Origin of the sequence: Hymenobacter siberiensis (assembly GCF_018967845.1) — a bacterium.
Taxonomy (GTDB): domain Bacteria; phylum Bacteroidota; class Bacteroidia; order Cytophagales; family Hymenobacteraceae; genus Hymenobacter; species Hymenobacter siberiensis.
This window is the reverse complement of record NZ_JAHLZZ010000001.1, coordinates 1,003,895-1,030,674: the sequence shown is the minus strand read 5'-3', so window position 1 is coordinate 1,030,674 and position 26,780 is coordinate 1,003,895. Positions and strand designations below refer to the sequence as shown.

Here is a 26,780-nt window from a genome sequence, read left to right as displayed (position 1 = left end):
GGTTTTGTGCGGACTTTTGCCATTGGCACAGGTTCGCCCCGAACCCGGCCCCGATCGTATTACCCCCATGCCTACTCGTTGTACCACGCTGCCCTACGCCGAAACCGGCGCTTTTTCGGGCCTACTGACTGATTATATTGCCCAAAACCCGGCCCTGGCCCCGTTTTATAACCGCTTTCCGGCACTCGAGAATTTCGCCGCTCAAATTGAGGAGAAGCAAGCTGCTTACTCGCCCGAGGCACGGCAGCTGCTGGTAACGACGCTGCGTGAGCAATATGGCTCGAATCCTGTTCCGGCCATTGAAGCCAACATTCAATTAATCGCGCAGAAAACGACGTTTACCGTCACCACTGGCCACCAACTCAACCTGCTCACCGGGCCGCTGTACTTTATCTACAAAATCGTGTCGGCCATTAAGCTGAGCCGGGAATTGAAGGCGAAATACCCGCAGTACGATTTCGTGCCGGTGTACTGGATGGCCACGGAGGACCACGATTTCGCCGAAATCAACCACTTCTCGCTGTTCGGTAAAACCTATGCCTGGGATGCCGCCGGCACCGGCGGCCCGGTGGGCCGCCTCCCGCTTGACGGCCTGAGTGAGCAGCTGCTGAGCCAGCTGCCGCCCGAAGTGCCCACCGCTTTCCACGAAGCGTATTCCACGTCGAAGAACCTGGCCGAAGCCACCCGCAAGCTGGCCGATTCGCTGTTTGGCGAATACGGCCTGGTGACGCTCGACGCCGACCGCCCGGCCCTGAAACAGGCACTGGTGCCGCTGCTGACCAAAGAAATTGAGGCGCAGGTTTCGAACGCCGCCGTGCAGGCCACCAACGAGCGGCTGATAGCCGCCGGCTACAAGCCGCAGGTGTACTCGCGGCCCATCAACCTGTTTTTCATCACCGACGAGGGCAAGCGCGAGCGCCTGGAGCCCGACGCCAGCGGGGCCGACTGCGTGGAAGTAACCATCCGCAACACGGCCAAGTGCCACAGCCAGGCCGAATTGCTGGTTCTGGCCCAGGCGCACCCCGAGCAGTTCAGCCCCAACGTGGTACTGCGGCCGGTGTACCAGGAAATCCTGATGCCGAACCTGGTGTACATCGGCGGCGGGGCTGAGGTGGCGTACTGGTTCCAGCTGAAGGACGTGTTTGCGGCCTTTGGCGTGCCGTTCCCGATGGTGCTGCCGCGCAATTCGGCCGAGTACATCAGCCGGGCCAACGCGGGCAAGCTGAAAAAGCTGGGCCTGACCACGCCCGAGATTTTCCGGTCTCTGCCGGACCTCAAGAAGCAGGTGGGTGCCGCCCTGGGCCAGGAAGAAATCAGCCTGAAGGAGCAGCAGCAGGCCCTGGCTGCCGCCTTCCAGCAGGTGCAGGACGTAGCCCAGCGCCTCGACCCTACCCTGGTAAAAACCGTGGCCGCTGAAGCCCAAAAAGCCGCTGCCAGCCTCGCCGGCCTGGAAAAACGCCTCAGCAAAGCCGCCGAAACCAAGAACGAAACCGCCTACACCCAACTGGCGGCGCTCAAGGAAAAGCTATTTCCCGGCGGCGGCCTGCAGGAACGCAGCGAAAACGTACTCAGCATTCTGATTAACAACCCCAGCTTTATTGAGCAGTTGGTGGAATCCTTTGAGCCGCTGGCGCTGGAGTTTACGGTGCTGGAGGAAGAATAAGACAGCGCGTTGTGATGCAGGATAAAGCCGAACTGCGCCGCGCCGCCCTTTTCCGCCGCAAAGCACTGCCTGCCGACGAAATCGCGCAGCATAGCCAGCAGCTATGCGACCAGCTTTTCCAGCATTTTCCGGTGGCGGAGTGGCGCTGGCTGCACCTGTTTCTGCCGCTGGCCCGGTACAATGAACCGGACACCTGGCTAATTATCCATCGCATCTGGGCCGAGGGGCTGGCGGTGCGGCTGGCCGTGCCCATGGTGCAGGCCGATGGGATTTCGCTGCGCCATTACGAGCTGACGCCGGACACGCCACTGCACCCCAGCCATTGGGGCATTCCCGAGCCTGCCGCTACCGCCGAAACGGAAGTACCGGCTGCCGCTTTCGATGCCGTGCTGGTGCCCCTGCTGGCCATGGACCGGGCCGGCCACCGCGTGGGCTACGGGGGAGGATTCTACGACCGGTTTCTGGCCCGGTGCCGGCCAGAAACGCAGTTCATCGGCCTGAGCGTGCTGGATGAGGCACCCGTAGCCACCATTGCCGATGTGTTGCCCACCGATGTGCCGCTCACGGCCTGCCTCATGCCGGGTGGGGTGTGGCATTTTTGAGGCATCTTGATAAAACGGAATATCAGGCTATTTATTATTCAGGGCAGGAATATTTTTTATTCATAACAGTCTCACAATAAGATAATAAGGTATTGCGTTTCCCGGGTATATTTCACCTAATACTCGCAGCCTTATGATGACTAATGCCCAGCTGGCGACGGCCAGCCTCGACGACATCGTGTTCGATGGTCGTAACCGCCAGTACGGGGCTTACCAGCTCCGCGCCCACTACCAGCGCCACATGACGCGGGCACTGATTATCGGCTCGGTCATGCTGGCTTTGCTGCTGGTTTTTCCGTTGGTAGCGCAGCTGCTGAAGGAGGATGTGCTGGTGGTACCGACTGACCTTGACAAAGGCAAGGTGACGCTCATTGCGCCGCCGCTGGCCCCCGAAAGGGTGATTACGCCTCCCCCGACAACGGCCCCGCCCAAGTCGGTACTTCCGGCCGCACCGGCTCAGCACCTGGCTGCCACGCGCTTCGTTGAAATGAAGGTGACGCCCGATGACCAGGCTACGGAGGACGTACCCGACCAGAAGCTGCTGGCCAATACCACCGTTTCCACCATCACCAGCATTGGCGAGGCTTCCGCAACCGACCTGGGGCCGCTGACCGATACTGGCGGCACCAAAGAGATTGGGGCCGATGTGGTAAAAGAAACGACGTACGTTTATGTGGAGCAAATGCCGGAACTACCGGGCGGCGGTGGCCAGAAAGCCATTGTAGCGGCTATCCAGAAGGCAGCGAAATACCCGGCACTAGCACTTGGCAATCAGATAGAGGGCAAAATATACGTCAGCTTTATTGTGAACTCACTGGGCGATGTTTCCGATGTGAAGGTGGTGAAAGGCCTAGGCTACGGCCTGGACGAGGAAACCATCCGCGCTGTAAAAACCCTGCCCCGGTTCACCCCGGGCAAGCAAAATGGCCGGGCGGTGAGCGTGGCCTACACCGTGCCCATTAGCTTCAAAATTCAATAAGCACTTCGGACCGGCAGCATAAAAAACGTCCGGCTCCGCTTGCTTCGCCTGTGCGAACGCGAGCAGAGCCGGACATTTTTTATGCTGCTTATTTTGCTTACTTCAGCTCCGCCTCCACGCCCGTGATGCGGGCCTGGCCCCAGGGCGCGATGCTGACGCGCACCCGCAGCGGGTGCAGGCGGCCGGCTTTTTCGAGACGTAGGCCGCTGCCTTCGGGCACGTAGTAGCGCTCCAGGTTGAAGCGCAGGTTGAACGAGCTCCGGTACACATCCGTGACCCAGCCGCGCAGCACGGCCTGGCCCACGCCGGGCTTTGGGGCCTGCGGATACACGCCCACGGCGGTGCTGAGGCTATCGGAGCCGGTGGCCAGCAGCACGAACACCGCTTGGCGGCGCTGCGGGGCGGCGGGGCCTTGCCAGCGGCTCAGGGGCGTTTCGCTGATGGCGTAGTGCAGGCGCACGAAGTCGCCGTAGAGCAGGTCGCGCGGGTCGATGGGCGTGGTGGCCAGCATAACTTTCTGGCCCAGGGCCGTGGTGGCGTAGCCTGCGCCGGCCACGCCCAGCACGTAGAGCACCTGCGCGGCCACCAGGGCGCGCAGCATCGGGCGGCGGCGCGCCGGGCTTGAGAACCAAGAGAGCAGGTCAGTCATTCGATAATTATGAATTGAAGCTGTTTAGAAAGTCCCCGAACGGTCATGCAGAGCGCAGCGCAGCATCTTGCTCGCATCGTCACGTCCGTTCAACGATGCGAGCAAGATGCTGCGCTCTGCATGACCGTTTGAGGACCTTTTGTGACTTTCTAAACAACTCCATTATAAATTATGAATTGGCTCTGCGGTTTCGGAGTCATTGGCCGGGATGGGTGGGGTGCCCGCCTGCTGCGCTACGGCCGGGGCGGCGGCGGCCAGTACCTGGGCGTTGCGGCGGCGCAGGTACCAGCTCAGGGCCAGCAGCAGAATACCGCCAATCAGGAAAAACAGCGACTTATCCATGAAGCCCCAGGTGAGCTTGAAGTAGGCCACGGCGGTGGCGGCCACAAACAGCACCGCGCCGATGGTGAGCTGCTCCGGGTCGTGGTCACGGTTGGCGCGGGCCAGCACCGAGCCGGCGTGGGCATACAGCACCACCAGCGTAGCCACGGCCAGCGACAACCCGCCCGACAAGTAAAAGCCCGGCAGCAGCAGCAGCCACTCGGGCAGGGTAGCCAGGCTGCCCCGCGCCCGCTTGCCGGCTACCGATAGGGCCAGCACGGCCGCCAGCGCCCCCAGGTAAGGCAGCAGCGGCGGCCGCAGCACGTTGGCATAGGCATCGGCTTCGCCAAACACCGCCAGCCCGAACATAAATAGATAGGCCGCCACCAGCGGCGGCACCTGTAGGGCGCGGCCACCGAGGCGGTTGAGCTGCCAGTCGCCGGCCGTGTAGATGGCCATGGCCGGCACAAAGAACCAGGTAATTTTGGCGTGTAGCACGATGATGAGCAGGCCCGCCTGCCAGAGCAGGCCGGCGGCCAGCACGTAGCTGCCCACCACATCGGGCCGGCGCCACCAGTAGTAGCCCATGCCGCCCACCACCAGCCACGCCGTGACGTAGCTGAAGATACCCAGCGACTCGACGCAGTACGTTTGCACCGCTGCCCCGATGAGCACCGTGAGCAGCACCAGCAGCCGCGAGCCGTATACGTAGCTCAGGCCCACACCTGCTATTACCCAGGCCAGCAGGCCACTGGCATCGTAGCCCACCAGCTGAAAAAGCTGGCTGGTGAGAATGATGCTGGCCCCAAACAGCAGTAGCCCAAGCCCGATGAGGCCGTGGCCGAGGTCGGGGTTACCGCGCCGCAGGAAGTAGGCACCCGCACCGTAGCTGCCCACCAAACTGCCCAGCAGCAGCGCCAGCCGCAGGGCGGTGGGCAGGCCCTGCCAGTTGGCGGCTACCACGCTCAGTCCGCTCAGGCCCACCAGCACGCTGCCCAGGATGGGGAGCAGGCCCAGGGCCGGGGCCTGCTGCGGGTAGCGGGCCAGCAGTTGCTGCTGCTGCGCCTCGCTGATGAGGCCATCGGTGACCCAGCCGGGACTTTCGGTATCGAGAAATTTGCGGGACAAGGGGTAGGATGTGGGGGTAAGCGGATATGGAGGCAGGAGGGTAAGTGCGAAGGTAGGAGAATCCCCAACGCGTTGCGATGCTCTCCCCATTGCACCCGCTTGCCTCCGCATCCTCCTATCCCACCTTCCGGCCGCGTCATTTCGCGCAGACCGGGTGGCAACTCATGGGGTTTTTGCCGGGGTTCGGGGCTGATTTCAGTGGATTGAGGGCGGTACTAGCGGCGGCAGGTGGGCAGCGGGGCTTGTTTTGGGCATTCTTCACTCCCAAGCCCTACGCTTATGAAACTGCTGCACACGCTTCGCCGGCTGGCCCTGGCCCCGTTGTTCTGGCTGCCGCTGGCCAGCTTTGCCCAAACGCCCACCCCGGCGCAACCTGAAACAGTTTTTGCTGGCGTGCCGCAGGAAACCATCGCGGGCGAGGCCCCGGCATTCCAGCTCTTCGACCAGAAGTTCTACGACAACCAGTTGTTTTTGCTGGGCGAAGCGCACGGCGTGCAGCGGCCCCAGGAGTTAGATTTCGCCCTGCTCCAGCACCTGAACCAGCGGGCCGGCGTGCGTACCTACGTGGCAGAAGTAGACTGCGCCAAGGCCTATTACCTGAACGAGTACCTGCGCACGGGCAATGAGGCGACCCTGGACCTGATTTTCCGCAGCTGGCTGGCGGAAACCTCCCAGTGGGCCAACCAGGATTTCCGGGCCAAGCTCCGGCGCATCCGGGCCTGGAACCTGACGCTGCCCGCAACCCGCAAAGTCCGCTTTCTCGGCCTCGACCAACTCCAGGACCTGCCGCTGGCCGCTGATTACCTGGCGGCCCTGCTGCGGAAAAGCCCGCCGTCCCAATCCCTCCGCCCCCAGTTGGATTCGGTGGTTACCATGCTGCGGCAACCCACGGCCAGCCCAGCGCTGGTCGGCCTGGCCCGCCGCGCCCTGACTCAACCGAACAACTCCCCCGCCTCCGCCGACCTGCGCCACCTGCTGCTCAACCTCACCTACCCCCTGGGCAGCATGCGACAGCGCGAGCAGAACATCTTCATCAACCTGGAGGCGTTGTACCAGACTAAGCAGCTCACCAACGAAAAGCTGTACGGCATGTGGGGCCTGGCACATGTACTGCAAAGCCCACTGGTGGACGGTTACCCTTCGTTCGCCGCCCGCATTCAACTGAGCAGCTTGCCGCTGCGCAACCGGGTGGCCTCGGTGCTCTGCGTGTTCAGCGGCTGCCAGATGCTGTACGCCACCGCCGGCCTGCCCGCGCCCTGGCAAACGGCTGGCCATCCCTATAGCAGCACCGACAAATTCAACCACGATGGCCCGCTGGTAGTGCTCGATGGCCTGGCCGAGTTGAAGCAGCGTACCGCGCCGGGAAGCAGCACCCTGTTTCGCCTCGATGCACCGGGCGCCACCAGCACCCGCCAGCCCATTCGCCTGCAGTACGCACCGGGCATGCCGCCCAGCCAGCAAATGCAGTTCAGCCCGCAGGTACCGGCGGCGGCCTACGTACAGTACCTGCTGCTGGTGCGCGACTCGGGCCCGGTGCGGCCGCTACTGCCGGCGGCGGCAGCTGGCGCGGTGGGCCGCCGCTAGCCGGCCCCGACAGATGCATATTGCACCACCTTCCGCGTTTTCTGATTTCCATGTCGTTTCATTTCACTGCCCAACGCCCCTCCCGCTCCGACCTGGGCCTGGTGGCGGCCTACTGGCTGGTGGTGGCCCCGGTGCTGCTGCTCTAGTACCGGGCCGACAATGGCGCGAACCTGGGGCAGATGCTGCCTGAAGTAGGAGCCACGGTATTGTTTGATACAGTGGCGGTGGCCCTTCTGGTGGGCGGGCTTCTGCCCTTGTTTTTGAGCCGGCGGCGCTGGCTGGGGCTGGCGCTGCTGCCGGTATTTCTGGTCCTGAGCGGGGCCGGCTACCTGCTGCTTTACGGCCACCTGCTGGGGCATTCCACGGCGCTTTCGGGGACGCGGCTGGTGCTGGGGGCGGTGGCCCACGCCAAAAGCTACGGCCTGCTGGCCGTGCTGCTCACCGGCAAGCGCTACTTCGAGGCCCAGCGCCACGTGCTGCTGCTGCAAAAAGCCCAGACCGAAAGCGCGTTGCGCAACCTCAAGGCCCAGCTCGACCCGCACTTTCTGTTTAATAACCTCAACGTGCTGCGCGGCCTCATTCAGGAAGACCCGGCGGCGGCCAACGAGTTTGTGACCCGCTTGGCGGCGCTCTACCGCTTCCTCATCCGACACCAGCACGAGGATGTGGTGCCCCTGGCCGAAGAGCTGCAGTTTGCCGATGAGTACGTATTCCTGCTGCGCCACCGCTTCGGCACGGCCTACGATTTCCGGCAGACGCTGCCCCCGGCCGCCGACGTGGCCGAGCTGCTGCTGGTGCCCGGCACCATTCAGCTGCTGCTCGAAAACGCCATCAAGCACAATGCCGGCAACGAAGAAGCGCCCCTGCTCATCCGCCTCGAAGCAACGGCCACGGCCCTCACCGTGCACCACGCCCGCCGCCCCAAGCGCACGCCCGTGGAGTCGGCCGGCACGGGCCTGGCCAACCTGCGCGAGCGGTACCGGCTACTATTTCAGCAGGAAATCCGGGTCGAAGCCCTCGCCGATTCGTTCACGGTCACCATCCCGCTCCTGCGCCATGCGCGCCGGGCCGCATTGGCCCAACCACTCGTTAGCGAATGAATATTCTGATTCTGGAAGACGAAGAGCCCGCCGCCCGCCAGCTCACGCAGCTCCTGGCCCAGGCCGGGCACGCCACCCCGCCGCCCGTGCTCCGCAGCGTGGGAAAGGCCCTGGCCTGGCTGCAAGCCAATCCCCTGCCCGACCTGATTATGTCTGACATTGAACTGCTGGACGGCAACGTTTTTTCGCTTTATGAGCTGTTTCCCGTCGCCTGCCCCATCATTTTCACCACGGCCTACGACCAGTTTCTGCTGGCCGCGTTCCAGGGCAACGGCATTGCCTACCTGCTCAAGCCCTTCACCCTGGAGCAGCTGCAGGCCGCCCTGACCAAGTACGAGCGGCTGCGCACCAGCCTCGCGCCGCCCCCGGCCGCGCCCAGCCTGCCGCCCGATGTGATGCGCGAGCTCACCCAGGCCCTGCGCCAGCACGGCCAGCCGGCCTACAAGCAGCGCTTTTCGGTGCGGATGCGCAACGGCCTCTACCTGCTGCAAACCGCCGACATCGCCTACCTGCAAGCCGACGAGGGCGTGACTTTCGCCGTAGACAGTGCCGGCACGCGCTACCCCCTCAGCGGCACGCTGGCCGAGCTGGAGCGCCAGCTCGACCCCAGCCGCTTCGGCCGCCTCAACCGCTCCGAGCTGGTAAACGTGGCCTTCATCGAGCGGGCCGAGCCGTACTTCAACAACCGCCTCGCCGTGAAGCTGCGCGCCCCCGGCCTCACCCTCACCAACAGCGCCGCCCAAACCCCCGAGTTCCGCCGCTGGCTGGAAGGGTAATTGTAGCGTGGACTCTGCGAGTCCGCATGTCGTTCGGTCAACACGCGGACTCGCAGAGTCCACGCTACACCCTATTTCACGGCCCGCGTCATCTCGCGCTTGCCGGGGGGGCCGGGCAGCTTTTCCGTCAGCCAGCCGGCGGCGCGCAGGTTGCGGCGAAACTGACCCTGAGCGCAGTAGGTCACCAGTACCGCGCCGGGCGCGGCGGCGGCGTAGAGCTGGGCAAACACGGCTTCCGTCCACAGCTCGGGCTGCTTTTCGGGGGCGAAGGCATCGAAATAAAACAGGTTGTACTGACCGGCGGGCAGCGCGGCGGCTTGCAGCGACTGGTGCCGCTTGCGCAGCCGGAAGCCGGGCAGCAATTCCACCGGCGCATCCCAGGGCGCGGCGTGCAGCTCGGCAAACAGTTCTTTGATGGGGGTGCCGCGCTCGTCCCACTCGGGTTGCAGGGCGGCCACCACGGCGGGCGGCAGCGGGAAGGTTTCGAGGCCGTCGTACTCGATGAAAGCGCCGGCGGCCTGGGTGGCTTCCAGCGTTAATAGCGCGTTCAGGCCGGTGCCGAGGCCGATTTCGAGGATGCGCAGGGGCTGGCCGATTGCGGCGGCGGCGGGCAGCAGCGGGGCCAGCCCGTGCCGGATGAAGACGTGCGCCGACTCCTGCCGCGCCCCGTGCTGCGAGTGGTAATGCTCATTCAGGGCCGGCACGAAAAGCGTGGCCGAGCCGTCGGCCGTGCGGCGCACCTCTACCTTTGGCTCGCTGGAGAATTCCTGATTTTTCATTCCTCATTCTTCATTAAAAATATGCCCCGCGTAAAAGTAGCCCTGCCCGATACCTTCTCCTTCATCACCGAAATTCCGGTTCGCATCACCGACCTCAACTACGGTGGGCACGTGGGCAACGACGCCATGCTGGGAATCCTACACGAGGCACGGGTGCATTTCCTGCGCTCCATCGGTGTGCCGAATGACTACGATGCCGTCACCAAGCTCGGCCTCATCATGGTGGATGTGGCCGTGGAGTACAAGGGTGAAGCTTTCCACGGCGACGTGCTGCGCGTGCAGATGGCCGGCAACGACCTCAATAAATACGGCTTCGACGTGGTGTACCACGTGCACAACCAGGCCGGCAAGGAGGTGGCCCGCGCCAAAACCGGGATGCTCTGCTTCGACTACAACACCCATAAGCTGCGCCTGCTGCCCGAGGAGCTGGCCGCGCAGCTGCAATAGCCGCCCGTGTTTCGCCTCGTCCTCCTCACCGCGCCCACGGCCCTGCCCGATGAGGCACGCCTGCTCGCTGCCCTGCTCGGCGCGGGTTCCAAAACCCTGCACCTGCGCAAGCCCGGCTGGCCCGCCGCACCGGTCGAAGACCTGATTCAGGCCATTCCCGCGCAGTTTCACGCGCGGCTGGTGCTGCACGGGCACCCCGGGCTGGTACGGCGTTACCGCCTCGGCGGTCTGCACCTCACGGGGCAGCAGCGCGCCGCCACCGTGCGCCGCCCTACCCTCCTGCCCGGCCAGACGCTCTCCACGTCCTTCCACTCGCTGGCCGAAATCGACCGGCACCGCCGCCGCTACGACTACGTTTTTCTGAGCCCGATTTTCGACAGCATCAGCAAGGAGGGCTACGGCAGCACCTTCAAGCTGCCCGAGCTGCGGGCGTTTTTCCAGCGGCAGGCGGGCCGGGCCGGCTACCACGCGCCGGTGCTGGCGCTGGGCGGCATTGCGGCCACCAACCTGGCGCTGGTGCAGGTGGCTGGCTTCGCGGGCGCGGCTGTGCTGGGCACTATCTGGCAAAGCCCGGACCCGGTGGCGGCCCTGCGGCAGCTGCAGGAGCAGGTGTAGTGTGCGCTTTGCAGTACGCGGCGCGGTGGCTTAGGCCAGGGCTGCGTCCCAGTCTTTCCACACCGGCTCGTAGCCCTGGCGGCGCAGCATGGCTGCCACTTCAGCGGGGGTGCGCTCATCGGAAATCTCGAATTGCTCCAGCGACTCCGGGGCCACGGCGTAGCCGCCGGGGTTGGTTTTGGAGCCCGCGCTGATGCTGGTGATGCCCAGCTTAATGACGTGGTCGCGGAAAACCGGGCTTTCGCGGGTCGAAATCGACAGTTCCACCTCACCGTTCCAGATGCGGTAGGCACAAATGAGCTGCACCAGCTCGCGGTCGCTCATTTCCACTTTGGGCTGAAGCATGCCTTCGGCCGGCCGCAGACGCGGGAACGACAAGCTGTACTTGGTCTGCCAGTAGGTTTTTTCGAGATAATCCAAGTGCAGAGCGGTGTAGAAGCAGTCGGTGCGCCAGTCTTCAAGCCCGATGAGCACGCCCAGCCCCATTTTGTGGATGCCGGCCCGGCCCAGCCGGTCGGGCGTGTCGAGGCGGTAGTCGAAGTTCGATTTCTTGCCCTTGGGATGGTGCTTTTTGTAGTCGGCACGGTGGTAAGTTTCCTGGTACACCAGCACCGTATTCAGGCCCTCTGGAATCAGGCGCTCGTAGTCGGCCTGGTCCAGCGGCTGCACTTCCATGGAGAGATGCGCGAACTGCGTGCGCAGCGTACGCAGGGCCTTTTCGAGGTAGTCCACGCCCACCGTCACGTTGGCCTCGCCGGTCACGAGCAGCACGTGGTCGTAGCCCCAGTCCTTGAGCACGGCCGCTTCCAGCAGCATTTCCACGCTGCTGAGGGTGCGCCGGGCAATCTTATTATCGAGGCTGAAGCCGCAGTATGTGCAGATATTCTGGCACTCATTGCTCAGGTACAGCGGCGCATACAGCTGCAGGGTGTTGCCAAACCGCTTGCGCGTGAGCTGGTGGCTGAGCTGCGCCATCTGCTCCAGATACGGCGCGGCGGCGGGCGAAATCAGCGCCTTGAAGTCTTCCAGCGTGCGCTGCGGCGCGGCCAGGGCGTGCGCTACGTCGGCGGCCGTTTTGGCGTAGATGCTGGCCTTCACGTCGTCCCAGGGCTGGGCCTCGAAAATAGGTTGGAAGCTCATGTTGAAGGTTGTTTTTTAAACGTGAACATCATGCTTCGCTACGCTCTGCATGACGTTCTTTTCAAGTACCATCAGGACTCAACTTTACATATCCAGAAACGCCGTGAGCGGCGAGCTCGCCACCGCCTCGGTGTGCGCTACCGGCCCGGCCAGCCGCGCCTCGTAGGCCATGCGCCCAGCCTCCACGGCTAGGCGAAAGGCCGTGGCCATGGCTACCGGGTTGCCGGCCACGGCAATGGCCGTGTTCACCAGCACGGCATCAGCGCCCATTTCCAGGGCTGCCGCCGCGTGCGAGGGGGCCCCGATGCCGGCATCCACCACCACCGGCACCTTGCTCTGGCCGATGATGATTTCCAGAAATTCTCGCGTCAGCAAGCCCTTGTTGGAGCCGATGGGCGAACCCAGGGGCATCACCGCCGCCACGCCCACTTCTTCCAGCCGCTTGCACAGCACCGGGTCGGCGTGGATGTAGGGTAGTACCACGAAGCCCAGCTTCACCAGCTCCTCAGCGGCTTTTAGGGTTTCGATGGGGTCAGGCAGCAGGTACTTGGGGTCGGGGTGGATTTCGAGCTTGAGCCAGTTGGTTTCCAGCGCCTCGCGGGCCAGCTGGGCGGCAAAAACGGCTTCTTTGGCCGTACGCACGCCGGAGGTATTGGGCAGCAGGTGGAACTGCGGGTGCGCGAGGTGGCGCAGGATATCATCCTCGGCATTGGCCACGTCCACCCGTTTCAGGGCCACCGTCACCAGCTCCGAGCCGGAGGCCAGCAGGGCTTCCTCCATCAAAGCCGAGGAGCTGAATTTGCCCGTGCCGGTGAACAGGCGCGAGGTGAACTCCCGGCCGGCGATAACCAGTTTTTTAGTCAACATACTCGTTAAATGGCTTCTACCCCCGTTAATTCACGAACAAACTGCCCGGCTGCCACCGCCGGATTTTCGGCCGCCCCAATGGCCCCCGACACCGCCACGCCGTGCAGCCCCGTTGCCAGCAGCGCGGCCACATCGGCCAGCAGAACGCCCCCAATGCCAATAACCGGCACGGCAATGCCCGCCGCCCGGCACTGCTGCATGATATCGGCGTAGCCCGCCAGGCCCAACACCGGGCTTAGCTTTTCTTTTGTCGTGGTGAAGCGAAACGGCCCCAGCCCCACGTAGTCGACCCCGGCCGCCGCCAGCCGCTGCACGTCGGCAAAGGTGTTGGCCGTACCGCCGACGATGAAACGTACCCCCAGCATCTGGCGGGCTTCGTCAGGCGGCAAATCCTGCTGGCCCAGGTGCACGCCCCCGGCCCCGATTTCCTGCGCCAGCACCGGATTATCATTGATGATGAGCGTGGCCCCATGGCGGCGGCACACGGCCTGCGTTTCCAGCGCCAGCTGCTTCCAGATGGCGGGCGGCTGGTTTTTCACCCGCAGCTGCACCCAGCGCACACCGCACTGGCAAGCCAGCTCAGCCGCCTCGGGACTGGCGGTGATGTAGTGGAGGGAATTGATTTTCATTAGGAATTATGCGTTTGAATGGTACCCCAGCAGCGAATCGTTGCTGGCCAGAAATGCGGTGACATACTCCTTGCCCGTCCGGCAGGCTTCCACGAGCCCCTCCCCTTTCGCGAGCCCCGCCAGCACCGCCGACGACAGCACGCAGCCGCTGCCGTGCTTCTCGCCATGCGCCAACCGCGCCGCCGAAAACGCATGCCGCCGCCCGCCTTCCAGCAGCACGTCAGTCGACAGCTCGCCCGCCGCATGCCCGCCCTTCAGCAGCACCGGGCAAAAATTCGCCACGGCCGCCGCCGCCGCCTCAGCCGATTCACCGGGCCAGAGGCGCAGCATTTCGGGCTGATTGGGGGTGATGAGGGCCATTTCGGCGCACAGGGCGCAGATCAGGTCGCGGTCGATGGCGCGGTGAAACTCGTAGCCGGCCGTGGCTTTCAGCACCGGGTCCCACGCGATTTGCAGGTTTCGATTCTGGCTTTTCAGCCAGCCAATCAGCTCCAGCAGCTGTGGCAGGCTTTCAATAAGGCCAATTTTGATGAAGTCGACTTGAAAGCGCGCGAACAGAATGCGTAGCTGGTCGCGGATTTCAGCGGCCGGCACCCAGCGCACGCGCTCAAACGCCACATCGTTCTGCACCGTGAGGGCGGTGCACACGCCCAGGCCGTACACGCCGCTGGCTTCCAGCGTTTTCACGTCGGCCAGCAGGCCCGCGCCCGCGCTGGGGTCGAAGCCGGCAATGGTGAGGGCGTAGGGGCGCATGGGTGGTACTTGGTTTCTGGTGCTTGGATGAACGTCATGCTGAGCGCAGCCGAAGCATCTCTACCGCTTCGTTGAATCGGCTTGATTACTTGTGCGGTAGAGATGCTTCGGCTGCGCTCAGCATGACGTTCTTTTTTTCAGGAGGGCGTTAGAAATAAATCTCGCTACCCTTTTCCACAAATTCCTTCGACTTTTCTACCATCCCTTTCGCCAAAACCTCACTAGCCGTCATATCCTGCTTGGCCGCGTAGTCGCGCACTTCCTGCGTGATTTTCATCGAGCAGAAGTGCGGGCCGCACATCGAGCAGAAGTGGGCCACTTTGGCGCCTTCGGCGGGCAGGGTTTCGTCGTGGTATTCGCGGGCAGTGTCGGGGTCGAGGCTCAGGTTGAACTGGTCTTCCCAGCGGAACTCGAAGCGGGCTTTGCTCAGGGCGTTGTCGCGGTACTGGGCTCCCGGGTGGCCTTTGGCCAGGTCGGCGGCGTGGGCGGCAATTTTGTAGGCAATCACACCGTCCTTCACGTCCTGCTTGTTGGGCAGGCCGAGGTGCTCCTTGGGGGTCACGTAGCAGAGCATGGCTGTGCCAAACCAGCCAATCATGGCCGCGCCAATGGCGGAGGTGATGTGGTCGTAGCCCGGCGCTATGTCCGTGGTGAGCGGGCCCAGCGTGTAGAAGGGCGCTTCGTGGCACTCCTTCAGCTGCTTCTCCATGTTCTCCTTGATGAGGTGCATGGGCACGTGGCCGGGGCCCTCAATCATTACCTGCACGTCGTGCTTCCAGGCAATTTTGGTGAGCTCGCCCAGGGTTTCCAGCTCGGCAAACTGGGCCTCATCGTTGGCATCGGCGATGGAGCCGGGACGCAGGCCGTCGCCCAGCGAGAAGGCCACGTCGTAGGCCTTCATGATTTCGCAGATTTCCTCAAAGTGCGTATAGAGGAAGCTCTCCTGATGGTGTGCCAGGCACCATTTAGCCATAATGGAACCGCCCCGCGATACGATGCCGGTCACGCGCTTGGCGGTCATCGGTACATAGCGCAGCAGCACGCCGGCGTGGATGGTGAAATAGTCCACGCCCTGCTCGGCCTGCTCAATCAGCGTGTCGCGGAACAGCTCCCAGGTCAGGTCTTCGGCCTTGCCATTCACCTTTTCCAGCGCCTGATAGATGGGCACCGTGCCCACTGGCACCGGACAGTTGCGGATAATCCACTCGCGGGTTTCGTGGATGTTCTTGCCCGTGCTCAAATCCATCAGCGTGTCGCCGCCCCAGCGGCAGCTCCACACGGCCTTATCCACCTCTTCCTCAATGGATGACGTAACGGCCGAATTGCCGATATTGGTGTTGATTTTCACCAGAAAATTGCGCCCGATAATCATTGGCTCGCTTTCCGGGTGGTTGATGTTGGAGGGTATGACGGCGCGGCCGGCGGCCACTTCCTGGCGCACGAACTCGGCGGTGATGTGGCCCTCCGGCGTGTTGGCCCCGAAGCTGTGGCCGCGGTGCTGGGTGCGCAACGGGTCGTCAGCCGGCAGCTCGTCGAAGCGTTGGTTTTCGCGGATGGCGATGTACTCCATCTCGGGCGTGATGAGGCCCTTTTTGGCATAGTGCATCTGGCTCACGTTGGAGCCCGGCTTGGCGCGCAGCGGGGCCGCGATGTGCTCGAAGCGCAGGTGGTCGAGCTGCTGGTCGGCGGCGCGCTGCTGGCCGTAGTCGGAGGTGGTGCCGGACAGCTGCTCCACGTCGCCACGGTCCAGAATCCAGCTTTCACGCAGGCGGGGCAGGCCTTTTTTCAAGTCGATTTCGACGTTGGGGTCGGTGTAGGGGCCACTGGTGTCGTACACCGTCACGGGCGGGTTTTTCTCCGAAGGGAAGCCGAAATCGAACTGGCGCTCGGTATCAGCCAGGATGATTTCGCGCATGGCCACCCGGATTTCGGGATGCAGCTTGCCTTGCACGTAGATTTTGCGGGAGCCGGTGAGGGGCTGGCGCTCCACCAGCGTCTTCTGGGGGGCCTGGTCTTTCTTCTTCATCTATCTCTGTTGAAAAGTGTGATGGTTGATTGGTTGGTTGTCATCTGTCATCCTGAGCTTGCGAAGGACCTTATCACCGCCGAGCAATTTGCAGTAACTCAATCGATGCGAGCGTGATAAGGTCCTTCGCAAGCTCAGGATAACAGACGTGAGATGACAGGCGAAGCCCCTACCCGCCCTGCGTGGCGCGGATGATGGTAACCCGGTCTTGTTCGTGCAATTGGAGGGACGACCACTCGGCGCGGGGTACCACGGCGTCGTTCACGGCCACGGCCAGGCCGCGCGGCTCGGTGATGCCGCGCGCGGTGAGCAGGTCGATGAGCGACTGGTTATCAGCCGCTTCCTGAGGAGAATTATTGATATAGCAGACCATGCAACCAGAATTAGTTGGGACGGAGAAAGCCATAAACAATAGTGGGTGTCGGCCACGACCCGCCCCGAAAGGCAGCCGCAGGGCGGACCAGTACTTTTCCCTTCGCTGGTATTAGCCAGAATCAGGTTCCAAGGGTATCATCTCAGCTACGGCGAAGCGCAGCACCCCTAAAGTTTATGCAACAAAGATAGGCGACTTTTGCCAAACAACTAGCAACGCGGAACCCAACGCCCTGCCTGCTTGTATCTTTGCACTATGCTGCTAGAATTGCCCCTCGCCCCCACCGTTACCAAGCGCGACATTCGTAAAACCTCGTCCGACGAGCTCAAGGCCTTTATGGTGGAGCACGGCGAGAAGCCTTTCCGCGCCAAGCAGGTAACTGAGTGGCTGTGGAAGAATACCGCCGCCACCTTTGAGGAGATGAATAACATCTCGGTGGCCACCCGCGAGCTGCTGGACAAGCACTTCGCCATCAACGGCGTGACGGTACAAAACAAGCAGCTCAGCAACGACGGCACCATCAAATCAGCCTTCCGGCTGTACGATGGCAACGTGGTGGAGGGCGTGCTCATTCCGCACGATACACGCATGACGGCCTGCATCTCAAGCCAGGTAGGCTGCTCACTGACGTGCAAGTTCTGCGCCACCGGCTACATGGACCGCAAGCGCAACCTCGACGCGGCCGAGATTTACGACCAGGTGGTGCGCATTCGGGAGCAGTGCGAGGCGCAGTACGGCACGCCGCTCACCAACATTGTGTACATGGGCATGGGCGAGCCCCTGCTCAACTACGCCAACGTGGTGGAAAGCGTGCGCCGCATCACCTCGCCCGACGGCCTGAACATGGCCCCGCGCCGCATCACCATCAGCACGGCCGGCATTGCCAAGATGATTAAAAAGCTGGCCGACGATGACGTGAAGGCCAACCTGGCCCTCTCACTGCACGCCCCCACGGATGCCAAGCGCAACGAAATTATGCCCATCAACGAAGCCAACTCCCTGGCCGCGCTGAAGGAAGCCCTGCAGTACTACCACCAGAAAACCGGCCGCAAAGTCACGTATGAATACATCGTGTTCGACGGCTTCAACGACGGGCTGGACGATGCCGAGCACCTCTCCAAAATTGCCAAGTGGCTGCCCTGCAAGGTGAACCTCATCGAGTACAACCCCATCGAAAACGCTGATTACCAGAACGCGGCGGCCGATAAAATCACGGCCTTCCACAAGTACCTGGCCGACCGCGGCGTGCAAACCAACATCCGCCGCTCGCGCGGCAAGGACATCGACGCCGCCTGCGGGCAGCTGGCCGTGAAGGAGGAAAAGACGGCCGCGTAAGCAGCTTTTATCCGCGTTATTTTTCACGAAGAAGGCCCGTTTCCAGATTGGAAACGGGCCTTCTTGTCAATACAACAAACGCAACCGGCTTACTTCTTACTGCCGAAGCGAAAGGCAAAGTCCAGATACACGGGGATGATGTAAGTAGCGCCGAACTGACTATCTACGTGTCGGTTTGATGTATAGGGAAGGTACGCGCCCGTGTTGGGGTCGTAGTAGTAGTCGGTCCGCTGCTTGTCGTGCGAGAAGAGGTAGCCATAGGCCGCCGCCACGCCCAGGCTGGTGCGCCGCCAGTTGAACTTGACACCGTAGAGGCCGCCCAAGCCGGCTTTGCTGTCGGCCACGATGTAGTTTTCGGTAACCAGGGATATGCGGCGCGAGATGCGCTTCTGGCCCCCGAGCTGGATAACCGGCGTTTTGCCAATTTCGCCGCTGGTGAAGCCGTAGCCCAGGCCCAGGGTCAGGTTGTCGTCGGCCCCGCCGTAGGTGAGGGCGCCGTAGCCGATGCCGGCTCCGCCACTGTTGCTGTCATCGAAGGGAATGTTGGCGTAGATAACGCCCGCGCCCAGGTGCACCTTCTCGCTGATGGGGGCCGTGAACTTGGGCGATAGCACAAAGGCCTGCTGCGACAGCGAAACTCCCGGAATGAGCGAAACCGTGGCTCCAACGGAGAAATTATCGGTGATGCCGTATTCGCCCCCCACAAAAAAGAGGTAGGTGGTGAGCAGCGTGCCTTCGCCCCGGCGCACGCCCCGGGCGGTGGGCGCGTTGAAGAGGCGCGTGCCGTTGCCAATGTCGTAGTAGCCTGCTTTGGCGCGGCCGGGGGCTTCACCCTGCAAATCGGCGTGCCGGACCTGGTCGCGCTGCAGGCTGATGTGGCCCAGCTCCGGGCTGTCGAACTCCAGGCCATTGAGGCTGAGGCCCACCAGGCTACCGGTGAAGGTGGTGCCTTTGGTGGTTTCGACGCGGTAGGTGCGGCCCAGCAGGTACTCGTTGGTGGTGGGCGAGGCCGACGTGGGCGGGGAAGTGGTTTGGGCCAGTGCGGCGGCGGGCAGCGCCAACGCAAGGATACAAAGAAGGCTGCGGAAAGCTGGAGTCATATGAAGTGGAAATGAAATATTCCCCAAAGATGTCTCTTCACCGCCAAACCGTTGCAAAGCAAGCGTTAATCTTGCAGAACTTTTAGCCGCGTAAGCCTTTTTGGCTCAACCCATTCACTTCCCTTCGGCGCTGCGTCCCGATAGTGCGCCGTTGCGCCGCCCTATTTGCGCCACTTGCCCGTGGAGCGCGGGCGGCCGGTGGCCATTTCCTCGTCCGACTCGCCGGGGGCTATTTCTTCCAGACGCACGCGCACGGCGTGGGATTTGGGCTGCACCCGCTGGCCGAAGGCATCGGCAAATTCCTGGGTGAATTCGGCCCCGAAGAAGATGATGAGCGACGAATAGTTGACCCACAACAGCAGCACAATGGCCGAGCCCGCCGCCCCAAACGCCGAGCCAGGGTCGGACTTGGCGATGTAGAACGCGATGAGGAACTTGCCAATCACGAAGAGCAGCGCTGTGATGAAGGCCCCCACGCCTACATCGCGCCAGCGGATAATAGCATCGGGCAGAAACCGGTAGATGAGCGCAAAAAGCAGCGTGGTAACGCCCAGCGACAGCGCGAAGTCAACGATTTTGATGGCAATAATCCCGATTTCGGGCAGCAACTGCTGGAGCCAGCCGGTGAAGGCGCTGAGCACGGCACTCACCACGAAGGAGATGAGCAGCAGCAGGGCCACACTCAAAATCAGCCCAAACGACAAAAAGCGCTGCTTGAGGAAGGCCCGGATACCGATGCCGTTGGTTTTCACCTTCAGGTTCCAGATATCGTTGAGGCTCTCCTGGAGAGTGACGAAGAAGGTGGTGGCCGCAAATATGAGCGTAGCCACGCCGATGGTGGTGGCCAGCGGCCCGCGCTGCTGCACGGTGAACTTGGCAATGCTGTCCTGCAAAAATTTGGCAGAATCGGACCCCACCAAGCCCTTCAGCTGGCCGTATATCTGGCCCGTGATGGCCTCGCCGCCATATGCGGCGCTGGCTACTGTGATGACGATGAGCAACAGCGGCGGCAGGGAGAAGATGGTGTAGTACGACAGCGCCGCCGCATGCCGAAAGGAGTTATTGTTACTGAACTCGCCCGCCGAGGACTTGAGGACGGCAATAACGTCGGAAAACCTATAGTTGGTGGCCATGCAGAGCTGGATAGATAACAACGCCGAAAAGCAGAGGCGTGCTTGTTAATACGGCTGCACCGGGGCGGCGTTGGTAAATTTCGTTGTTCCCAAGACCTTCGCCCGCCGAATGCGTATCGGGAAAGCCGACCGACCTTGGCGGCCTCACCAAACCAACATTCCATTATGCGTCGCTTTACTCAGTCTTTATGTTTGGCCGGAGCGGTAGCCATCAGCGGCCTGCTCCTGGGCTGCCCGGCCGCCAAAGAGCCTACCGAAAATAAGACCCCGGCGGTCAATTCCTCCGCCACGGACCCCGCCGCCGAGGGCTTCGACCAAGCCGGCTCCGACCCCAAGGCCGTGGCCCTGGCCGACACTGTGATGCGTAAAATGGGGGGCTACGATGCCTGGAACAACACCCGCTACCTAGCCTGGAGCTTCTTCGGCGGCCAGTACCAGATTTGGGACAAGCAAACCGGCGATTTTCACTGGGAAAAAGACTCGCTGGTGGCCAACTATAACCTGGGCACCAAGCAGGGCCACGTCTACCGCCTGGGCAAGGACATTTCGGCCACGCCCGCCGGGCAGGAATTGCTTGGCAAGCTCACGCCCATTTGGAACAACAATTCCTGGTGGCTGCTCATGCCTTTCAAGTTGAAGGATTCGGGCGTGACCCTGAAGTATAAGGGCGCGGCCAAAACCATGGCCGGCCAGCCCGCCGAAGCCCTTCAGCTCACCTTCAAAAACGTGGGCACCACCCCCGAAAACGGCTACGAAGTGCTGGTGAACCCCACCACCGGCCTCGTGGATGAGTGGGCCTATTTCCCTGCCGCCGCCGACGCCCAGCCCGCTTTCCGCCGCCGCTGGGCCGACTACACCCGCCACGGCCAGCTCCTGCTGGCCGCCGACCGCAGCGAAGCCACCAAGCCCAGCCGCCTCGACAACATTGCCACCGCCCAAACCCTGCCCGAGGGCGTGATGAGCAGTCCCACCCCGGTCACCAAGCTGCGCTAGCCGGCGGCCAGCGTCCAGCGCAGTATATCAATGGGGGCGGCGCGCAGGGCGGCGGCCAGCTCGGCATCGTCTTTATATTGAAGCTGCGTGAGCACGCTGGCCTCCACGCTCACCTCCATTTCGGCGGCTTGAAAAGGCCAGGATTTCACCAGCACTGGGCCGCCGGCCACGGGCTGGGCCAGGGTATGCACGGTGCCATCGGGCCCGCGGTGGATTTCCACGGCGCGGCCCATTTCCGGGATTTCGTGGCGGCAGAGGATGAGGGAGAGGCGGTCGCACCAGTGCAGGAGGGCGTAAGCCTGGTCGGCTTCTTTTTTGGAAATTTCAAGTTGCCTCCGCCACTGCTGCTGGCTGGTTTTTAATTCGTCCAGGAAGGCATCAATGGCCTTTTTTTGGCCCCGTAGGTTTTCGTAGAGGCAACTCAGGTGCAGGCTGGTGAGGAGGCTGCGCCAGCGCCCCTGGAAGCGGGCGGCAGCCAGCACCCCGGCCGCCTGCTCCATGGAAAATTCCTTTTGGGTGAAATTGGCCGGAGCTCCGGCGGGCGTGAGGCCATGGTGGCCGCCGTGCCCGAGCCAGGCGGCCTGCTCGTCGTCGTGCTGCACGATGGCGGCCAGCAGGCCCACCCAGCGGGCGGGCGGCAGCGTGGGCGGCCAGGCGTAGGCAAGCTGCGCGGCCAGCAGGGCGTGGGCCTGTTGGTAGACGATTTGCCAGCCGACGGGGGTTGAGTTGACTATCATGGGGCGGGGAGCAGTGGGAAAAAGCAGCCTTGAGATTCAACTGGCAAACCGATTCCAGGGTTGCCGTAGCTTCTTTTGCAATTCTACATAGCTCACTCCTATTCCAGGCTCACCTTTCCCACTACCATCCCCGGCCATGCCTGCCCCCACTACTGCCGGAAGCCCCACCCCGCTCACCATTCGCCTGCCCGACGGCCGCCGGCTGGGCCTCACGCGCTACGGCAACCCCGCGCACCGGGCGGTGGTGTTCCATCACGGCTTCGGCTCCTCGGGGCTGGAGGTGCCCGATGATGCAGCGCTGCTGGCCCGGCTGCAGCTCCAGATTCTGGCGCCCGACCGGCCCGGCGTGGGGCAGTCCAGCGTGTACCGGCCGCTCACCTTTCCCTCATTTGCCGATGACGTGGTGGCCATGCTCGATGCCCTGGAAATAGCCGGGCCGGTGGGCGTGATGGGCTGGTCGGTGGGCGGCGTGCACGCGCTGGCGCTGGCGGCGCGGCACCCGGCGCGGGTGGCGGCGGCGCAGCTGCTCAGCACCTGCCTACCGCTGGGCGAGCGGGCGGTTTATCGGCATCTTTCGTGGGTGTGGAAAGGGCTGCTGTGGGGCCAGCTGGGCTTTCCGTGGCTGAACCGCACCACGTTTCTGTGGCTCAGCCGGCAGTGGGCCCGGCACCCCGACCGCACCCTGGCTTGGTTTATCCGCCTCATGCGGTCGGAAGAGGCACGCATCACGCCCCACCACTGCGCCCTGCTGCGCGATGCCGCAGTGCCGGGCTTCGCCAACCACGGCCGGGGCGTATTTGATGATGCCCAGGCCTGGTGCCGCCCGCCCGGCTTCCGCATCGAGGACGTGCGGGCGCCCGTCCGGCTCTGGCACGGCCAGGCCGATGGCGTGTGGGGACCCGGCAACATTCCCTACCTAGCCCGGCGGCTGGGCGGTGCGCCCGTGCGGCTGCTGCCCGCCCAAGGCCACATGCTGTACCTGGAAAACTGGCCCGCAATTCTGGAGGAAATGCGGGCGCTGCTGGAGGCTGCCGCAACGTAGGCGTTGTAGTTTGCGGCCCCAACCCGCAGCAAATGGCATCTTTCGCGGGCAGCGGCCGTTCCAGTAGCGGCCCATTTGGCTATGCCACAGCTTTTATTCCGTGAATCAATACGTCGAGCAAATTCTTCAAAACCCGCTGGCCTCGCTGGCCATCGTGGGCAACCTGGTCATCATCGAAAGCCTACTATCGGTAGACAATGCCGCCGTGCTGGCCACCATGGTGGGCGATTTGCCCAAAGACCAGCGCAATAAGGCCCTGCGCTACGGCATTTTCGGGGCGTATATTTTCCGGGGGCTGTGCATTTTATTCGCGTCATTCCTTATCAAATTCTGGTTTTTGAAGCCGCTGGGCGGACTCTACCTGCTCTACCTGGTGTACGACCATTTTAAGGCCCGCGCCGCAGCCGAGGAGGAAGAGGTTATCGACAAGCAGAAAAGCTGGCTCTACCGCAACACGCTGGGCTTGTTTGGGAAATTCTGGGCCACCGTGGCCCTGATTGAGCTCATGGACCTGGCCTTCTCCATCGACAACGTGTTTGCCGTGGTGGCCTTCACCGACAACCTGATTCTGATTTGCGTGGGCGTGTTCATCGGCATTCTGGCCATGCGGCTGGTGGCGCAGGCTTTTGTGCTGCTCATGGGCAAGTACCCGTTTCTGGAAACGGCCGCTTTTGTGGTCATCGGCCTGCTGGGCCTCAAGCTGATGCTGTCGCTGGTGGCGCACTTCCTGCCCGGCCACCCCGTGAGCGTGGCCCTCGAAAGCGAGGCTGCCGATGTGGGACTCACCGTGCTCACGGTGGCCACCTTCGCGGTGCCGTGGGCTACCTCGCTGCTGTTCAATGTGCCGCAACGCGCTGGCGGCAACTAAGCGACGCAGGTCCGACCGCGGGGCACGAATAAAAAGATACGGCCGCAGGTATCGCGCATCGGCTTGTTTTAGCACGATGCAGGCAAGTGGCAAACGGGGCTCACAAACCGCTCAACCACCCGGTCTGAAATAAAATAACAGCGGAGCGCAACCAAACTCGTAGTATTGCGCTCAGCACTAATGGATGAGCCGCTGCCGGATGGCAGCAGGAGGCCATCCATCCGACTGTTCATTTTTCGCTACCCATGAAAAAAAACACTCCCTGCCTGCGGGTCCTTTCCCTGCTGGCCCTGACTGCTATACCCGCGCTGGCCAACGCCCAGCACTGGCAATGGGCCAGCGCCCCCACGGCCATCAGCGGCCCCGGCGGCGCGGCTCACCCAGACGGCTCGGCCATTACTGCCACGGCGCTGGATGCCGCCGGAAATACGGTAGTAGCCGGCTATTTCTCGGGCACCTTCACGCTGGGCACTACCACGCTCAGCAGCGCGGGCGGCTCCGATATTTTCGTGGCCAAGCTCAGCCCCGGCGGCCAGTGGATACAGGCCGTGAGCGCCGGCGGACCAGGCCAGGATTACGCAAATGCCCTGGTTTTGAGCGGCGGCAGCGTGGTGGTGGCCGGGTCCTTTGGCGGCGCGGCCCCGACGGGCTCGCTCACCTCCTTTCAGTCTTTTGGCCTCACTACTACCGGCACCGCCCAGGCCAGCGATGCTTTCGTAGCCCAACTCGGCCCCACGGGCCAGTGGGTGATGGCCCAGGGCATGGGCGGCCCCGGCCAGGACGCTGCCAGTGCCCTGGCGCTGGATGGGGCCGGCAACGCCGTGGTGGCGGGCAGCTTTCAGAACACCGTCGGCTTTGGCACCTCCACCCTGGTGGCCGATGGCGTGACCACCGCCGTGTTTGTGGCCCGGCTCAATTTGGCCACCTCTACCTGGACCCAAGCTGCCCAGAGCACCTGCCAGTTTAGCACCATCCCTTTCCGGACCTACCCCACCGCGCTGGCTGTTGACGCGGCCGGCAATGCCGTGGTAGCCGGCACCTTTAGTACCAGCGCCAGCTTCGGCAGCACCGTGCTCAACACCCGCGACGATGGCCTGTTCGTGGCCCGGCTCTCGGCGGCCGGCCAGTGGACCCAGGCCGTGCCGCTGAGCGCCGCCACCAACGCAGGCAGCGGGGCCGGTGCTCCCCAGGCCCGCGCCGTGGCCTTGGATGGCCTGAGCAACGTGACCGTAGCGGGCTTGCTGGCCGAGCCTGTGAATGTGGGTGGCACGCTGCTCACCAGCGCCGGGGGCTACGATGTATTTGTGGCCCGGCTCAGTGCCGCCGGCCAGTGGACACAAGCCATACGGGCCGGCGGGCCGGCCAATGATTTTGCCACCTCCCTCGCCACTACCGCCAGCGGCGCAACCGTGGTAGCAGGCCTGTACGGCGGTATTTTTCCCGCCTCTACTACGCCTACTGTTTTCGGAAATTTCCAGCTTGCCAACTCGGGAACCTACGACGCTTTTGTGGCGCAGCTCAGCGCTGCAGGCCAATGGGACAGCGTGATGCCCATCGGCGGCATGGGTTGGGACGCTATTTCGGCGGTGGCCGTAGATGCGGCGGGCGCCGTCGCGGTGGGTGGCTTCTTCGATGCCCCCATCAGCGTTGGCCCCTTTGTGCTGCCCAATGCCACGGGCTACCGCACCGCCTTCACGGCCCGGCTAGCCAGCTCGGCCCTCGCTACAAATACGCGTGCCACCACACCGGCCGAAACGTTCACGCTGGCTCCCAATCCGGCCGCCAACGCCGTGCGCCTCACCTGGCCCGAGGCCAGCGCTACGGCTCGCCCAGTGCAGGTGCTCGATGCCCTGGGCCGCGAGGTACGCCGGCAGGAGCTGCCCGCTCGCACCGCCCAGGCGGCTCTCGATGTGGCCGGGCTGGCACCAGGGTTATACATGGTACGTTGCGGCGCGGCTACCAGCCGCCTGCAGATGGAGTAAATCAGTTAGAAAGGCCCATCCGGAACCAGGTTCGTTACTCCGGTCAGACCGATTGAAGTGAGCACGATTTCGCCCTGCCGACAACCGGTCAGACCGCTTAGGGCAGTCAGACCGGAGCAACGAACCTGGCAATCCAGACGGGCTTTCTTAGCTTTTCATTTCTTTCAAATGCAGCAGCATGTCGGCCGTCATTTTGTCGAGGTCAAAATCGGGCTGCCAGCCCCAGTCGGTACGGGCCTTTGAATCGTCGATGCTGGCGGGCCAGGAGTTGGCGATTTGCTGGCGGCCGTCGGGCTTGTAGGTCACTTCAAAGCCGGGCTCGTGCTCCTGGATGCTGGCCGTGATTTCGGCCGGCGAGAAGCTCATGGCTCCCAGGTTGTAGCTGGTGCGGACTTTTATTTGCTCGGCCGGGGCGTGCATGAGGTCCAGCGTAGCCTTGAGGGCATCGGGCATGTACATCATGGGCAGGTAGGTATCTTCTTCGAGAAAGCACTCGTAGTTCTCGCCGGCCACGGCGCGGTGATAGATGTCCACGGCGTAGTCGGTGGTGCCGCCGCCGGGCAGGCTCTTGTAGCCAATGAGGCCGGGGTAGCGCAGGCTACGCACGTCGAGGCCATGCTTGCGGTAATACCACTCGCACCACTGCTCGCCGGCCAGCTTGCTGATGCCATACACCGTGTTGGGATTCATGATGGTGACCTGCGGCGTGTTTTCGCGCGGGGTATCGGGGCCGAACACGGCGATGCTGCTGGGCCAGTACACCTGGGCCACGCCGTGGGCCACGGCGGCTTCGAGCACGATGAGCAGGCCGTCCATGTTCAGCTGCCAGCCGAAAAGTGGGTTCTTTTCCGCTGTGGCCGAGAGCAGGGCGGCGAGGTGATAAATCTGCTTGGGGCGGTACTGGCGGATAAGCTTGTCGAGGCGGGAGCGGTCGAGCACGTCGAGCAGTTCGAAGGGGCCACCAGCCAGCAAATCCGGATTTTTTGGGGGCCGCACATCGGCAGCTACTACCAGGTGGGGCTCGTAGCGCTGGCGCAATGCCGCCACCAGTTCCAGCCCAAGCTGGCCGCAGGCGCCGATAACCAGCACCGAGCCGGGTAATACAGATGTTTCAGTGTCGCCGGGAGTGGTGGCCATGCGCGGGGAGTTCGGGTTGAGA

Annotated in this window: 26 protein-coding genes and 1 riboswitch; of the genes, 13 read left to right on the top strand and 13 right to left on the bottom strand. The window is 63.2% G+C overall.

Annotated elements, in window-relative coordinates:
* The first annotated feature begins 67 nt into the window (after positions 1-67).
* From bshC to KQ661_RS04390, 3 genes are all read left to right on the top strand, one after another.
* Positions 68-1,663: a bacillithiol biosynthesis cysteine-adding enzyme BshC gene (bshC, locus tag KQ661_RS04400; RefSeq protein ID WP_216679529.1), complete on the top strand. Its 1,596-nt coding sequence runs from the start codon at positions 68-70 to the stop codon at positions 1,661-1,663.
* Between the two features lie 14 nt (positions 1,664-1,677).
* Positions 1,678-2,265, top strand: coding sequence for a 5-formyltetrahydrofolate cyclo-ligase (locus tag KQ661_RS04395; protein ID WP_216685765.1), 588 nt, complete (start codon positions 1,678-1,680; stop codon positions 2,263-2,265).
* Positions 2,266-2,398: 133 nt separating this feature from the next.
* Positions 2,399-3,244 (top strand): energy transducer TonB, encoded by an 846-nt coding sequence (locus KQ661_RS04390; RefSeq protein WP_216679528.1) that lies wholly within the window; start codon positions 2,399-2,401, stop codon positions 3,242-3,244.
* 97 nt (positions 3,245-3,341) lie between these two features.
* On the opposite strand, the gene KQ661_RS04385 is transcribed toward KQ661_RS04390, so the two are convergent.
* Together KQ661_RS04385 and KQ661_RS04380 are read right to left on the bottom strand one after the other, a co-directional pair.
* Positions 3,342-3,893: a GDYXXLXY domain-containing protein gene (locus tag KQ661_RS04385; RefSeq protein WP_168672523.1), complete on the bottom strand. Its 552-nt coding sequence runs from the start codon at positions 3,891-3,893 to the stop codon at positions 3,342-3,344.
* Positions 3,894-4,055: 162 nt separating this feature from the next.
* Positions 4,056-5,342: a DUF2157 domain-containing protein gene (locus KQ661_RS04380; protein WP_216685764.1), complete on the bottom strand. Its 1,287-nt coding sequence runs from the start codon at positions 5,340-5,342 to the stop codon at positions 4,056-4,058.
* Positions 5,343-5,621: 279 nt separating this feature from the next.
* Between KQ661_RS04380 and KQ661_RS04375 the strand changes: the two genes are divergently transcribed.
* The 3 genes from KQ661_RS04375 (at position 5,622) to KQ661_RS04365 (ending at position 8,802) form a co-directional block, all read left to right on the top strand.
* The gene (locus KQ661_RS04375) at positions 5,622-6,926 is read left to right on the top strand and encodes an erythromycin esterase family protein (protein WP_216685763.1); all 1,305 of its coding nucleotides are present in this window, start codon (positions 5,622-5,624) and stop codon (positions 6,924-6,926) included.
* 179 nt (positions 6,927-7,105) lie between these two features.
* Positions 7,106-8,026, top strand: a complete 921-nt coding sequence (locus KQ661_RS04370) for a sensor histidine kinase (protein ID WP_216685762.1) — start codon at positions 7,106-7,108, stop codon at positions 8,024-8,026.
* On the top strand, positions 8,023-8,802 hold the full coding sequence (locus tag KQ661_RS04365) for a LytR/AlgR family response regulator transcription factor (RefSeq protein ID WP_216685761.1): 780 nt from the start codon (positions 8,023-8,025) through the stop codon (positions 8,800-8,802). The genes KQ661_RS04370 and KQ661_RS04365 overlap by 4 nt, the downstream gene beginning before the upstream one ends.
* A gap of 71 nt (positions 8,803-8,873) precedes the next feature.
* Here the strand turns inward: KQ661_RS04365 and mnmD are convergent, their stop codons facing one another.
* Positions 8,874-9,581, bottom strand: coding sequence for a tRNA (5-methylaminomethyl-2-thiouridine)(34)-methyltransferase MnmD (gene mnmD / locus KQ661_RS04360; protein WP_216685760.1), 708 nt, complete (start codon positions 9,579-9,581; stop codon positions 8,874-8,876).
* 21 nt (positions 9,582-9,602) lie between these two features.
* Here mnmD and KQ661_RS04355 point away from each other — a divergent pair, with 21 nt between their 5' ends.
* Positions 9,603-10,028: a thioesterase family protein gene (locus KQ661_RS04355; RefSeq protein ID WP_216685759.1), complete on the top strand. Its 426-nt coding sequence runs from the start codon at positions 9,603-9,605 to the stop codon at positions 10,026-10,028.
* Between the two features lie 6 nt (positions 10,029-10,034).
* Positions 10,035-10,643, top strand: coding sequence for a thiamine phosphate synthase (locus tag KQ661_RS04350; RefSeq protein WP_216679522.1), 609 nt, complete (start codon positions 10,035-10,037; stop codon positions 10,641-10,643).
* Positions 10,644-10,673: 30 nt separating this feature from the next.
* Here KQ661_RS04350 and thiH read toward each other — a convergent pair whose 3' ends face one another.
* The 6 genes from thiH to thiS form a co-directional block, all read right to left on the bottom strand.
* A complete protein-coding gene (thiH, locus tag KQ661_RS04345; RefSeq protein ID WP_216679521.1) occupies positions 10,674-11,783 on the bottom strand; it encodes a 2-iminoacetate synthase ThiH in 1,110 nt (369 codons plus the stop codon).
* Between the two features lie 84 nt (positions 11,784-11,867).
* Positions 11,868-12,650, bottom strand: coding sequence for a thiazole synthase (locus KQ661_RS04340; protein ID WP_216679520.1), 783 nt, complete (start codon positions 12,648-12,650; stop codon positions 11,868-11,870).
* 5 nt (positions 12,651-12,655) lie between these two features.
* A complete protein-coding gene (locus KQ661_RS04335; protein WP_216685758.1) occupies positions 12,656-13,279 on the bottom strand; it encodes a thiamine phosphate synthase in 624 nt (207 codons plus the stop codon).
* A gap of 6 nt (positions 13,280-13,285) precedes the next feature.
* A complete protein-coding gene (locus KQ661_RS04330) occupies positions 13,286-14,032 on the bottom strand; it encodes a hydroxymethylpyrimidine/phosphomethylpyrimidine kinase (protein WP_216685757.1) in 747 nt (248 codons plus the stop codon).
* 148 nt (positions 14,033-14,180) lie between these two features.
* On the bottom strand, positions 14,181-16,058 hold the full coding sequence (gene thiC, locus KQ661_RS04325) for a phosphomethylpyrimidine synthase ThiC (RefSeq protein ID WP_216679517.1): 1,878 nt from the start codon (positions 16,056-16,058) through the stop codon (positions 14,181-14,183).
* 169 nt (positions 16,059-16,227) lie between these two features.
* Positions 16,228-16,431 carry a sulfur carrier protein ThiS gene (thiS, locus tag KQ661_RS04320; RefSeq protein WP_216679516.1) on the bottom strand — a complete coding sequence of 68 codons (204 nt, stop codon included), beginning with the start codon at positions 16,429-16,431 and terminating at the stop codon, positions 16,228-16,230.
* 80 nt (positions 16,432-16,511) lie between these two features.
* Positions 16,512-16,610: riboswitch (TPP riboswitch) on the bottom strand.
* A 76-nt stretch (positions 16,611-16,686) separates the two neighbouring features.
* Between thiS and rlmN the strand changes: the two genes are divergently transcribed.
* A complete protein-coding gene (rlmN, locus tag KQ661_RS04315; protein WP_216679515.1) occupies positions 16,687-17,766 on the top strand; it encodes a 23S rRNA (adenine(2503)-C(2))-methyltransferase RlmN in 1,080 nt (359 codons plus the stop codon).
* 89 nt (positions 17,767-17,855) lie between these two features.
* On the opposite strand, the gene KQ661_RS04310 is transcribed toward rlmN, so the two are convergent.
* Together KQ661_RS04310 and KQ661_RS04305 are read right to left on the bottom strand one after the other, a co-directional pair.
* Entirely contained in the window at positions 17,856-18,866 is a 1,011-nt protein-coding gene (locus KQ661_RS04310; RefSeq protein WP_216685756.1) for a hypothetical protein, read from the bottom strand.
* Between the two features lie 161 nt (positions 18,867-19,027).
* Complete coding sequence (locus tag KQ661_RS04305) at positions 19,028-19,999, bottom strand: YihY/virulence factor BrkB family protein (protein ID WP_216685755.1); 972 nt, start codon at positions 19,997-19,999, stop codon at positions 19,028-19,030.
* A 165-nt stretch (positions 20,000-20,164) separates the two neighbouring features.
* Between KQ661_RS04305 and KQ661_RS04300 the strand changes: the two genes are divergently transcribed.
* Complete coding sequence (locus KQ661_RS04300; protein WP_216679511.1) at positions 20,165-20,992, top strand: hypothetical protein; 828 nt, start codon at positions 20,165-20,167, stop codon at positions 20,990-20,992.
* Here the strand turns inward: KQ661_RS04300 and KQ661_RS04295 are convergent.
* Positions 20,989-21,729: a DUF3891 family protein gene (locus KQ661_RS04295; protein ID WP_216685754.1), complete on the bottom strand. Its 741-nt coding sequence runs from the start codon at positions 21,727-21,729 to the stop codon at positions 20,989-20,991. The genes KQ661_RS04300 and KQ661_RS04295 overlap by 4 nt on opposite strands.
* Positions 21,730-21,865: 136 nt before the next feature.
* Between KQ661_RS04295 and KQ661_RS04290 the strand changes: the two genes are divergently transcribed.
* The 3 genes from KQ661_RS04290 (at position 21,866) to KQ661_RS04280 (ending at position 25,621) form a co-directional block, all read left to right on the top strand.
* Positions 21,866-22,771: an alpha/beta fold hydrolase gene (locus KQ661_RS04290; RefSeq protein WP_216685753.1), complete on the top strand. Its 906-nt coding sequence runs from the start codon at positions 21,866-21,868 to the stop codon at positions 22,769-22,771.
* A gap of 100 nt (positions 22,772-22,871) precedes the next feature.
* Positions 22,872-23,639 carry a DUF475 domain-containing protein gene (locus KQ661_RS04285; RefSeq protein WP_216679508.1) on the top strand — a complete coding sequence of 256 codons (768 nt, stop codon included), beginning with the start codon at positions 22,872-22,874 and terminating at the stop codon, positions 23,637-23,639.
* Positions 23,640-23,884: 245 nt separating this feature from the next.
* Positions 23,885-25,621, top strand: coding sequence for a T9SS type A sorting domain-containing protein (locus tag KQ661_RS04280; protein ID WP_216685752.1), 1,737 nt, complete (start codon positions 23,885-23,887; stop codon positions 25,619-25,621).
* Between the two features lie 147 nt (positions 25,622-25,768).
* Here the strand turns inward: KQ661_RS04280 and KQ661_RS04275 are convergent, their stop codons facing one another.
* Positions 25,769-26,758, bottom strand: coding sequence for an NAD-dependent epimerase/dehydratase family protein (locus KQ661_RS04275; RefSeq protein ID WP_216685751.1), 990 nt, complete (start codon positions 26,756-26,758; stop codon positions 25,769-25,771).
* Positions 26,759-26,780 lie beyond the last annotated feature (22 nt).